The following is an 11,417-nucleotide window of genomic DNA, read 5'->3' on the forward strand; positions in this document are numbered from 1 at the left end:
ATGCGGATCCTCTCTTTGGCTCTGCAGAACTTCAAGTCTCATGAGGACGCCTTCTTCGAGTTTGAGCCCGGTATCAACGCCATTTGTGGAGAAAATGGAGCAGGCAAAACCAGCATTCTAGAGGCCATCGCCTGGGTTTTGTTTGACTACTGCCCCTACAACCAAGAAGAACTCATCCGCACAGGGGCCAGCGATGCGGTGGCTACTGTCCAGTTTATCTCCCAGTGGGATCAGCGCACCTACGACGTTCGCCGCAGTGTCAGGCAGGGATATCGCCTCTTCGATCCGCAATTGAAGCAGCGCCTAGATTACGAGCGCAAGGCAGATGTGCTAGCGTGGCTGAGGCAACATTTGGGTGTGCCCGCCGGTACTGATTTGGCGCGGCTCTTTGCTACAACGATTGGGGTGCCCCAGGGCACTTTCACAGCAGATTTTCTCAAAACCAGTCGGGAGCGGAAAGAAGTTTTCGACCGCATCTTGAAGGTAGAAGAGTACCAGCAAGTTGCAAAGGATCTGCTGGCAGTTGAAAAATACAGCGAGGCGCAAGTTCTGGCCGTCAAGCATCAAATTGAGCTGCTCCATCAACAGATGCAAGACTGGGATCCGCTGCAAGTAGAGCAGCAGAGAATCGAGCAAGAACTGAGCCACTGGCAGGAGCGCTTAAGCCACCATACCCATACCTTGGCCGAGGTGAAGCTGGAGCTGGAGCGGCTGGAGAAGCTGCTTGAGCAAATCCAAACGCTCGACCGGCAAATTGCTCAACTGGAGCAAGAGGGATCCCTGCTGGCAGTAGCCCTTGAGCAAGCCGAAAAGCTGTGGGCAGAGGCCCAGCGAGCGCAGGCACAACAACAGCACCACCAAGAGGGATCTCAGCGCTTTTTGGCCATAGAAGATCGGTTGCGGGAGCTGGAAAAGCAACGGCAGCAGCGCCTGGAGTGGCTGAAGCGGCGGGAGGCCCTGCTCTCGCAAAAGCAGAACCTCGAAAACCAACTGGCGAGGCTGCAGGAAAAACTCAGCCAACAACAGCGCTGCAAGCAGGAGCTAGAGGAGCTGGCTCCCCAAATTCAAGCCCAAGAGGAGCTAGAGCGCCGGCAAAGCCATTGGGCTCAGCAGCTCGACACCTTGCTCCAACTGCACCGCGAATGGGAGCAGCTTCAGGGAGAATGGTCAGCCCACGCCGGGCGCTGTCAACTGCTGCAAAGCCGCGTCCAAGAGGCTGAACAGGCGCAGGCCATCTGTCAACAGCACGAATCGGCCTACAGGCGTTATCTGGAGTTGGAGGCTTGGGTGGCAGAGCAAGAGGCGTTGCGACGAACACGGCAGACCTTGACAGCTCAGCGGGAAACTTTACGGCAGCAGCTCCACCAACTCCAACTGCGAGAATCTGAATATCGACAGCAGCTCCAACTCTTCCAGAAAATCGAGGAGGAAAAGCTACACCTGCAAACGCTCTGCGAAAAGCAAACCGTCCTGGAACAACGGTACTCTCAAATTGGCCAGAAGTTGGCCTCTTTTCAGGCCCTGCGCCTAGAGCTAAGACAGAGAGAAACAGAACAGGAACAGGGCCGGGCCCAGTTGGAACAGTTGCGGCTGCAGCTTCGACAGCGACAGGCCGATCGAGAGCACGTAGCCAAGATTCCCCTCCTGGAGGCTCAACAAGAGCGACTGCAAACTCAGCTCAGCCGCCTAGCCGCGGCGCGGCAATTTCAGCGGGAACTCCAAGCCCTTTTCGAGCAGGGCTCTCACCAACTGGCCCAGCACAACCGCAGCATTCAAACTCTTGTGGAGGAGCTGGCCGCTTGCCAACAGAGTTATCCGCAACTCCAACCTCTATGGCAGCGGATCCCGCAAGTTCTGGCCCAGTCTTCAGCCCTCAGCCAACAGTTACTGCAATCCATCCAACAAATCCTACAGGATCTTTCCCCCCAAACTTGCGAGCCTCAGCTACGCCAGCAACTGGCTGATATCCAGGAGCAACTCAAGACTTTGCAGCCCCTGCTGGGCTTAACGGCGCAGATTCCCGAGTTAGAAGCTCAAATTCAACAGTTGCTGCAATGGCAAAACGAACGCCAGAGCAAAATTGAGGATCTTCAGTGGAGCCTCGAGGCAGAGCCAGACTTTCTTCGGCAACAACAGGAAATTGGCCAAGCGCTGCAGGCACTGGGGGATCCCAGGGGGCAAATCCAGCGCCTGGAAAAGGAGCTCAACAATAGGCCGAGAGTTGAGCAAGAGTACCAGCAAGTTGTAGCCAGCATCCAGCAACTTCAACAACAGATACAAGCCCTAGAGCAGCAGCTTCAGCCCCTTGCCGATCTAGACGAGAGAATTGCCGCTTTACGGGAGGAGCAGAGTTGCCATCGCAACAGCTATGAAACCGTTATCCGTATGCAACCACTTGTCCAAAGTTTGCCACAACGAAAAGATGAACTGCAAACAGCTCAGTTGGCTCTAGAACAGATCCAGCAAGCTAAGCAGGAAAAACAAGCCCAAATTGATCGCTGGGAGAAAATAGAGGGATCCAAAGATTACCTGCAAGCCCAAATTGTAAAAGCCGCCGAAACCTTGAAGTCCCTGGGGGATCCGAGAAGCCGGGCTGAGTGGCTGAAAGCGGAGCTCAAGCTGGAAAGACAGTACCTGCAAACGCAGGCAGGTTGCCTACAGCAAATCCAGGATTTGGAGGCAGCACTCCGCCCCCTCGAGGAAGCGCTGCTGCAAACCGAACACCTGGATCGAGAGCTGGGATCCCTGCAAGAACAGCGCGAACACTACCGAGCGGATCACGAGCAATATCTACGTCTGGAGCCTATTGCCAAACTGCTCCCCCAACGAGAACGGAAGCTCAGTGAACTGAAGGCGCAACAGCAAGCATTGCAAACCCAACTGTCCCAATTGCGGGCACAGCGGGATCCTTTGGCTTCCCTCTATCAGCCTCAGGAGCACCAACGTCTGCGCTCCCTTTTGCAGGCCACCGAAATTCAAAAGGCCGAGGCTCAAGCTCGCCTGGAAAGCCTTGCCCCTCAACTACAGAAAATCCAGGAAAGGTTACAGCAACTGGAGCGGGTGAGAGAAACCTTAAAACAAGTCGAGACGCAACGAATCGAGAAAGAGCGTCTGCATCGCTTCATTAAGTTTAGCCGAGATACCTACAAAAAGGCTGGCCCTCAAATTACCCAATACTATCTACAGCAGATCAACAACATTGCCGATCACCTCTTCCGGGAAATCCTCAACCGCCCCAATGTTGCCCTCACCTGGGAGGCCGACTACGAGATCCGCGTTCAAGAGGGAGGCGGCCCCAAACGACGTTTTGCCAGCCTTTCTGGAGGAGAGCAGATGTCGGCAGCTCTGGCAGTTCGCCTAGCCTTGCTCAAGGTGTTAGGACAGTTGGATATTGCCTTCTTCGACGAGCCCACCACCAACATGGACGCCCAGCGCCGACAGCGATTGGCCGAGTCCATTACCAATTTGCGCTCTTTTGAGCAGCTATTTGTGATCAGCCACGACGATACCTTTGAGCAAGTAACGGAAAACATCATTCGGGTGGAGAGGCACGCTGGCTCTGGCCAGATGAGGAGGGATCCCACCTATGGTATTTAGAGCTGACCGGGTTCTGGCAGTATTGCAGCAAAAGCGGGAGGCTTTCGTCACTTTTGATCAAGGGCTATCGGAGCGCAGAGAGGGATATCGGCAGGCCATGGAAAGATTGTGCCAGTGGTCGAGCGCAGAGATTGCCGAAAAAATAGCGCCCTTGGACTTTCCGGGTGCTCTACCTACTCAAGAGTGGGATCTTTACTCCAGTTGGTCAGTTTCTTTTGAACAGGCATGGACTAGCCATGAGGAAAGCGATGAATGGGCAAGGTCGATTATTAAAAATATTTCCACCTTTGCAGTAGATGGATCCCAAATCTATCCCAGCAAGGATCTGTCAATTCCGGTGGCCTTGGTGCAGATCGGCTGGTATGAGAATCATCACTGTGCCCAAGGCCTGTACGAAAAAGATATTCAAGTCGATGTACTGACTCCAAAGGATTTGGGATCCGATAGCAGCGGCGAGCCCAAAGAGCGCGTCGTCAACATGCGTCGCTTCCAAATGGAAACAGAAAAGCTGGTGGAATATATCCGGGGAGCTCAGCCTGGATCCCGAAAGTTGGCCTTTTTAGATGGGGCTCTGGTGGCTACCTTTGCGGAAGCCCTTGAGCCAGAAAGCCGAGATTTCTACGTACAATGTTTACTCCAGGTGCTGCGGGCCAGCGAGCAAAACCAGATCCCTGTTGTGGCCTACATCGACACTACCTATACCTCAGATCTGGTGACATTGCTGCGGCATTGCTTCGATCTTCCTGAAGCTCCTCAGCTTCACGATGCCCAACTCCTCAGCCCGTGGCTGGAGTGGGGGGAGCGCACCCCTTTTTTTATCTGTGCTCGCGGCGGCAGCCTTAACCCTCAAGATGGGATCCTCAACTCTTACCAAGAAATGCGAGAGCGAGTGGGATTTGTTTATTTGCGCACCAACGACAACTTTCCGGCCCGGCTGGAGATACCGGTTTGGGTTTACGAGGCAGGACTTTTGGACTGGGTCGTGGATCTGGTGCGCTGCGAGGTCATCATTGGTAGAGGCTATCCCTATGTGTTAGAGACAGCCGATCAAATAGCCGTTATTCGCAATGAGGATCGCAACCTTTTCCTGCGCCTGATGCAAGATTGGGCAAGCCGCGAGAAGCTCAACCTCAGGTTATCTCGGAAAACGGTGAGTAAACTGCAGCGGAGGCGAGTCCGATGAGATTGGGCAAGGTGGTTCGCTCCAACAATCACTGCGACTACGTAGTGCAGGTGGATGACGCCCTAGAAGTCAAAAATCCTCCCTCTCCTGATGACTATGGCTTTGGCAGCTTTGTTAAGCTGGAGAATGATCAACGGCACTGGGCTGTAGGTCTGGTCTATAACACCCAAATTGTAAACCCGCTCTTTCTCAACTCCGGCCCGCGCCTCTCCAGCCAGCCGGATCCCTATTTTTCCCCCGATTTACAAAACGAGGTGCGCACGCTGCTTTCGGTGGTTCTCATCGGAGCTTTGGACGAAGAGCGGGGCTGTGGCCGGCAAGGGATCCCGCGCGTGGTGGTGCCTGTGAACACGCCCGTTTTTCGCATGAGCCAAGAAGAAATCCTACGTTTTCACCAAGATCCCCAAGGTCAAACCCAATTTTCGTATTATGGATTGCTCTTGAGCAGCGGCGGCAACTTTGCCGACCACCTTGTTTATCAAGTCTTGAATGATATCATACCCATGTTTTCCGATCCGGCTCAACGGCGGGCCCTGCAAATTCTAAGCAAAGAACTGGCCTGGAAAATGACCGTAGGAGCGATGCGCTGATGACCAAAAAAACTGTAGGGATCGCCCAGTCTCTTGACAATGGACACTATCCAAAAGCTGTCTTCTCCTCCGATGAAGAGGCCCCAGAAGTAATCGGCACTGTCAAGGGCCCCGGTGAAACCTCCAACCAGTATGTTTTTATCACCTCCAATACCCAAGCTGTAAGAGTAGGCGATTTTGTCTACTATGAGGTTCAGGATACCCAGTCCCAAACCCTGAAAATTCTCGGCAAGATCAGGCAAGTCCAGCTCTTGGATCACATTCCCGATCGCATCTTTGCCGACACCGAGATCGATCCCAGCACCATTGTGGCTTTGGTGGGCTTTACCCACCCCAACCCGGAAATCTACGCAGTTACCGTCGAGGTCATCGGCTATTTTCACCGCGCCATGGGCTTTATTAACCCCCGTCGCCCTCCGGATCCCGGTGCCAAAGTCTTTTTGGCCTCCAATCGTCTGCTGAAATCGATTTTGAACAAACGAGATGAAACAGCCGTTGGGGGCGCTCACTTGGGCAGCCTGTTGTTGCGCGACGAGGGAGCGGTGCCCGTGGTGCTGGATGTCAAGGAAATGGTTAGCACCCATCTGGCTATTTTGGCGGGGACGGGATCCGGAAAATCCTACACGGCGGGGGTCTTGATTGAAGAGCTGATGTTGCCCAAAAACCGGGCTGCTGTTCTCATTTTTGATCCCCATGGGGAATACCATACACTGGCAGAGATGCAGTCCCACCCCAAGTTTTTGGGCGAAGACGGCTACCGCCCTAAGGTTAAGGTTCTCTCCCCACAGGAAATCAAGATCCGCGTGTCTTCTCTCAACTTTTTCGATATCCTTACCCTCTTGCCAGAGACCACCGACCGGCAGAAATCTTTCCTAGAGAAAGCTTTCCGCAAGGTTACCCAGTTCAATCCACTACGTTGGACAATTCGGGATCTGATCGACACCGTCAACGAAGAAGATTCGGCAGAGGACGGATCCCGGGGATCCTCAGCCGCTGCTTTGGAGTGGAAGCTAGAGCAGATCGATCGCTCTCCCTACTTTAGCAATGTGGAACACCTGGCCCCCAAGGATTTGTTTGAGCCAGGGCAGGTAACCATTTTGCAGATGCACGAGATTAGCCAGGAAGAGCAGCAAGTCATTGCCGCCGCCATCCTGCGCCAGGCCAATTACGCCCGCATTAACACCCATAAAGGCAAGATCCAACCGGGGGATGAAAATTACCTGCCCTATCCTGTTTTTATCTTGTTGGAAGAGGCCCATCGCTTTGCCCCTGCCCACGAGCCCTCCCGCTGCAAGCAGGTGTTGCGCACCATTCTCAGCGAAGGGCGGAAGTTTGGCTTAGGAGTAGGTCTAATCACGCAACGCCCCGGCAAGCTGGACTCGGACATTCTATCGCAATGCATGAGCCAATTTTTGATGCGAATTGTCAACCCTTCCGATCAAGAAAATCTGCGCCACAGTGTTGAGGCTGCCGGACGGGATTTGTTACAGGAATTGCCGGCTTTGAGCAAGGGTCAGGTGATTGTCTCCGGCGTGTGTGTCAATACCCCTGTTCTGTGTAAAGTACGGCAGCGCTACACCCAGCATGGTGGCGAAACACTTGATATCCTCGGCTTGTGGCAAAATCACTTTCAGCCCCACCGACGACAGGATCGCGTAGCCCAATCTGCCCCTCTCAGGCCACGTTCTCAGCCTCAGGTGGTCGAGGGATTGAGCATTGACTAGAGATCGTTAAAAGCTGGGGTCAATTGGCAGCCGGCTATCCTGTCTATAAACGCTGAGCCAAAAAAATCTATGCAGCTTAGAATGGTTCATGTCCATGTCTAGATTGCAACGCTTCCCAACTGCTCTGGGATCTCAAGCTCTTTCCAATCAGGAGAGATAAGAGTTGCCGCTCAAAAATTTGAGCGATGGTTTGCTACCGGTGGAGAAGAAAGTCGTGGTGAAAAAGCAAGCTCTTTGGCGAGGCTGGGTGGGCATTGCCGCTGTGGCCCTGCTGGGATCCGGCCCTGCCTATGCCCAGTTGCGGCTGATCCCTGAGGCGGCGCGGCAGGTCTACGAGGCCTTGCCAGATCTGCCTCTGGAAAACACCTATACCCCCGTGAACCCCAATGACGGCGGCCCCGCGCCTGAGGAAGATACCTTGGTGCGGCGGATGATGGTCTATCACTTGCAGGTGGTCGGTCGCTCTCCTACCGACCGCTTTGACTGGCAACTGACGCTAGCAGACTATCTGGACGCCAACGAGCCGATAGTTGCCCAGCGCTACCCCGGTGCCGAGCGGCTGACGGTCAACCCCTATGCCCAAGACAAGGCAGCCGTGCAAGCCCTGAGCCGGCAACAGCGACAGGCCCTGCTGCGGGAGCTTGTGCTCGCCTTCGGCGGGGATCCCGATCCCAAGCCCCTGTACATTCCCGCCGACTTGAATCCTGTCCCCGCTCCTGCCACCCCAAAACCGCTGGAACGCTTGCCGATTCCCGGCGCTGGATCCGCCGACCTACTTCGGCCCTAGAGGGAGTCTCCCCTCACCCCCGGCCCCTCTCCCTGAGGGAAAGGGGAGCTAGGATTTGACGTAGCGAACGGCTTATTCAAATGGTCACAGCTTTTTTGGGAAGTGCCCCCTTTAATCCTAAAGTCTTTCCAGTGTAGTTTTCAATGCAGCGCAAGAACAGCTCTACCCCAATGCCGAGGGCAGCTTCGTCAAAGTCAAAGCGGGGATGGTGATGGGGATAATCTAGCCCTTTGGCAGGGTTGGCGGATCCCAGGAAAAAGTAGCAGCCGGGCACCTCGTTGAGGAAAAACGAGACGTCCTCGCCGCCCATGGTCATCTCTGGAATAATCGCCGCTTCTGAACCGAACAGCTGGCGGGCGGCTTGTTCTACCAGGGCTGCCATGGCCGGGTCATTGTGAACCGCCGGATAGCCCCGCTCGTACTGGAACTCGTAGGTGGCCCCATAGGCTTGGCAAATGCCGGCCACGATTTCTTCTATACGTCTTGCAAGCAAATCCCGCACTTCCGGCTGAAAGCTGCGCACGGTGCCCCAAATTTCTGCCCGGGGAGCAATGACATTGAAGGTGTCGCCGGCCCGGAAGCGGCCCACCGTCACCACCGCCGGCTGCAGCGGATCCACGTTGCGGGAGACGATGGTCTGCAAAGCGCTCACAATGTGGGATCCCACCACAATGGCGTCCACCGTCTGCTGAGGAAGAGCGGCATGGCCACCGCGCCCAATGACCTCGATTTGAAAGCGATCGGCAAAGGCCATCGAGGGGCCGCTTTTGACTCCAATGGTGCCCAGAGGTCGGTTGTTCCACAGGTGTAAGCCGAGGATGGCTTCTACATCTGGGTTCTTCAGCACCCCCGCTTCCACCATTGGCTTGGCTCCGCCGGGGCCTTCTTCAGCAGGCTGGAAAATAACTTTGACGGTGCCTCTGAGGCTTTGGCGGTGCTGCTGCAGCAGCTTGGCGGTGCCCAGGGCAATGGCCGTGTGGCCATCATGGCCGCAGGCGTGCATAACGTTGGGGATGGCGGAACGGTATTCGACCTCGTTGGCCTCGTGAATGGGTAGGGCATCCATGTCGGCCCGCAGCGCCAAAACCGGCCCTGGCTCTTCTCCCGCGATGGTGGCCACAATGCCGGTGTGGGCGATGCCGGTCTGGTGCGGGATCCCCCAACTTCTCAGGCGGTGGCTGATGTAGGCGGCGGTTTGCTTCTCCTGGAAACCCAGCTCTGGATACTTGTGCAGGTGGCGGCGCCAGGTCACCAACTCCGGCTGTAAGGCTTGAACGGCAGGGCGAAGGGCGGGAACTTCCATGGCTATCCTAAAAAACGCTTAGACAAGAGTCAGCCTGGGGAAGATCTTCCTTCCCGGTTGGTTTCCTAGAAGCTGTTTAGAGCATGACTCTAGTCAATAATAAGCTCAACTATACTGAAAATAATGTATAATATGTTCAGTACGGATTACTACCAGTTGATCTTTCTGTTTACTTTCGAGTCTGCCAACATGGTAGCCAAAGCAAAGCAGAAAATTGGTAGTAAGACGACACGGAAACTGCGCTTTGGGTATTCTACTCAAAGCTTTGCGGGATACCGCCATTCTGTTTGGAAACAAACAGAATGCTATCGCTGCATAGTTGAACAGTGATGTTCAGCATTGTTCAGCGTAAATGTATCAGTTACATGTCGATTCCGTCCAGTATGGCAAAAGTTTTGCCAGGGCTGTTTCTCCCTAGGCCCACCGGGATCCAGTTTCTGGCGGCAGATCTTGCCAGCGGCCCGGCCCCACGGCGCGCAACGCCTCTGGCAGGGAGATAGCTCCTGAGTAGAGGGCCTTGCCCAGAATGGCTCCGGCCAAACCCGGCAAGCTCAGCAGGGCAAGCAAATCGGTGAGCGAGCCAATCCCCCCGGAAGCGATAACCGGCAGGCGGGAGACAGCCAGGATCTGGCGCAACTGCTCTAGGTTGGGGCCGGCCAGGGTGCCGTCCCGGCCAATGTCGGTGTAGATGATCCCGGCAGCCCCTTGGGCTTGGACCCGTTGCACCAGCTCGGTGGCGGCTAGGGGAGTGGTGCTCAGCCAGCCGCGGGTGGCTACCTGACCTTGGCGGGCGTCGATCCCCACCCAGATGCGTCCCGGCAAAGCCTGGGTCATGGCCTCCAGCAGGTCGGGATCCTCTACAGCCACCGTGCCGACGATCACCCGCTCCACCCCCAAGTCCAGCAACTGCCGCGCCCGCTCCAGGGATCGGATCCCACCCCCCACCTGTACCGGGATGGCCAGTTTGCGGACAATGTCTGCAATGATGGGCAGGTTAACCGGATCCCCGCTTTTGGCCCCGTCCAGATCCACCACATGCAGGCGAGGCGCCCCTTGGGTGGCCCAGATTTCTGCCTGCTGGACGGGGTCGGCGGCCACCTGCTCGGCTTGGGCGTAATCGCCTTGGTAAAGACGCACGGCGCGGCCTTGTAAAAGGTCGATGGCGGGGATCACCTCGAGAAAGGCACTGGCGTGAGGCATGATGGGATCCCTGGAGAAGAGCTTTTCCAGTATCGCCTGAGTATTGACACTCCCACCGCCTAAAGGCGGGGGATTCTTACACGGTCGTCGCAAAGGCTTTGTCAAAGCGCCTCTAGACAGTTCCTGAAGGCAAAGCCCCAAGGTTCTGCTGACTTTCTTAAGCAGGTTGGCGGCAGCATTTGCCTCAGCCTTGACCAACCACCCCTTTGCCGTTTGGTACAGGCCCCGCTTGACACGCTTTCCAGAGGGTCTCCACCCGTCGGGTTTTTCACCATAACTAGGTAGCTCATCTCCATCTAGGAAGCTTGCCTGCGAGCTGTACGCCTCCTCTACCTCAATAAACTCCATGCCATAATGCCGACATAATTGCGCAATACGCTCCTTGAACCGACCTGTTGGAATGAAAACAAAGTTTTGGTTAAAACCGCATTCTTGTTTTTGTTCTTTGTTCCAACCTAAGTAAGCGATAGTGCGAGAGGAAAGTCAACGGTACAATCACTACAACCATGGTGTGGGGCTAGCGGTTGTTTATCTTATTTTTTGGCCAAAGAGAAGGAAAAAGGTGTTGGTAGGAGAAGTCAGGAAGAGGTTGTTTGAGCTATGAAATTATATCAACGACCCCCATCATGGGTAAGCGACTAAAGTGGCTAGCGCGCTTTTCCGGCGCGCACTCAAGTGCGGGGCTAGCAAGCTATCCTCTTGTGTTTGCCTTTGCCGGTATTTGGGAGCGCTGGCGCAGCCCACAAGGGGTGGAGATAGAAACTTGCGCCATCCTCAACACGCCGGCCATGATGGAGCCTTTCCACGAGCGGATGCCGGCCATTTTGACGGAAAACGACTACGACCTCTGGCTGGATCCACGGGTGCGGGATCCCAAGCTGCTGTTGCCCCTGCTCCGCCCCTACCCGGCAGAGGCCATGGCCGCCTACCCCGTCAGCACCCATGTGAACAACCCGCGCCACGAGGATCCCACGTGTCGTGCTGATACATTTACGCTGAACACTGCTGAACATCACTGTTCAACTATGCAGCG

The 11,417-nt window shown here is 55.3% G+C and carries 8 protein-coding genes and 1 pseudogene; 7 read left to right on the top strand and 2 right to left on the bottom strand.

Annotated features, from left to right (window positions below):
• From GG26_RS11125 to GG26_RS11145, 5 genes are all read left to right on the top strand, one after another.
• Entirely contained in the window at nt 1-3,597 is a 3,597-nt protein-coding gene (locus GG26_RS11125; protein WP_414390603.1) for an AAA family ATPase, read from the top strand.
• Nucleotides 3,587-4,780 carry a DNA double-strand break repair nuclease NurA gene (locus GG26_RS11130; protein WP_414390605.1) on the top strand — a complete coding sequence of 398 codons (1,194 nt, stop codon included), beginning with the start codon at nt 3,587-3,589 and terminating at the stop codon, nt 4,778-4,780. The genes GG26_RS11125 and GG26_RS11130 overlap by 11 nt, the downstream gene beginning before the upstream one ends.
• Nucleotides 4,777-5,370, top strand: coding sequence for a hypothetical protein (locus GG26_RS11135; protein ID WP_011431310.1), 594 nt, complete (start codon nt 4,777-4,779; stop codon nt 5,368-5,370). The genes GG26_RS11130 and GG26_RS11135 overlap by 4 nt, the downstream gene beginning before the upstream one ends.
• On the top strand, nt 5,370-7,094 hold the full coding sequence (locus tag GG26_RS11140; RefSeq protein ID WP_011431309.1) for an ATP-binding protein: 1,725 nt from the start codon (nt 5,370-5,372) through the stop codon (nt 7,092-7,094). The genes GG26_RS11135 and GG26_RS11140 overlap by 1 nt, the downstream gene beginning before the upstream one ends.
• Nucleotides 7,095-7,293: 199 nt before the next feature.
• On the top strand, nt 7,294-7,881 hold the full coding sequence (locus tag GG26_RS11145) for a hypothetical protein (protein ID WP_011431308.1): 588 nt from the start codon (nt 7,294-7,296) through the stop codon (nt 7,879-7,881).
• A 76-nt stretch (nt 7,882-7,957) separates the two neighbouring features.
• Here the strand turns inward: GG26_RS11145 and GG26_RS11150 are convergent, their stop codons facing one another.
• Nucleotides 7,958-9,184 carry a M20 metallopeptidase family protein gene (locus GG26_RS11150; protein WP_414390608.1) on the bottom strand — a complete coding sequence of 409 codons (1,227 nt, stop codon included), beginning with the start codon at nt 9,182-9,184 and terminating at the stop codon, nt 7,958-7,960.
• Nucleotides 9,185-9,598: 414 nt separating this feature from the next.
• Nucleotides 9,599-10,384 (bottom strand): 1-(5-phosphoribosyl)-5-[(5-phosphoribosylamino)methylideneamino]imidazole-4-carboxamide isomerase, encoded by a 786-nt coding sequence (gene hisA, locus GG26_RS11155; RefSeq protein WP_414390610.1) that lies wholly within the window; start codon nt 10,382-10,384, stop codon nt 9,599-9,601.
• Between the two features lie 469 nt (nt 10,385-10,853).
• Here hisA and GG26_RS11160 point away from each other — a divergent pair.
• Nucleotides 10,854-10,985 (top strand): annotated as a pseudogene (locus GG26_RS11160) (IS200/IS605 family transposase); the annotation flags it as partial.
• Nucleotides 10,986-11,085: 100 nt separating this feature from the next.
• Nucleotides 11,086-11,417: SOS response-associated peptidase family protein (locus tag GG26_RS11165; RefSeq protein WP_414390612.1), on the top strand; the 332-nt coding region annotated here is incomplete at its 3' end.

The sequence above is a fragment of the Synechococcus sp. 'PEA 65AY6A-5F PE A' genome, from assembly GCF_047462575.1.
Classification (GTDB): domain Bacteria; phylum Cyanobacteriota; class Cyanobacteriia; order Thermostichales; family Thermostichaceae; genus Thermostichus.

What these genes read in the sequence shown, in the direction of transcription:
- GG26_RS11150 (WP_414390608.1), bottom strand. Translation starts at nt 9,184, where the DNA reads ATGGAAGTTCCCGCCCTTCGCCCTGCCGTTCAAGCCTTACAGCCGGAG.
- GG26_RS11125 (WP_414390603.1), top strand. Translation starts at nt 1, where the DNA reads ATGCGGATCCTCTCTTTGGCTCTGCAGAACTTCAAGTCTCATGAGGAC.
- GG26_RS11130 (WP_414390605.1), top strand. Translation starts at nt 3,587, where the DNA reads ATGGTATTTAGAGCTGACCGGGTTCTGGCAGTATTGCAGCAAAAGCGG.
- GG26_RS11135 (WP_011431310.1), top strand. Translation starts at nt 4,777, where the DNA reads ATGAGATTGGGCAAGGTGGTTCGCTCCAACAATCACTGCGACTACGTA.
- GG26_RS11140 (WP_011431309.1), top strand. Translation starts at nt 5,370, where the DNA reads ATGACCAAAAAAACTGTAGGGATCGCCCAGTCTCTTGACAATGGACAC.
- hisA (WP_414390610.1), bottom strand. Translation starts at nt 10,384, where the DNA reads ATGCCTCACGCCAGTGCCTTTCTCGAGGTGATCCCCGCCATCGACCTT.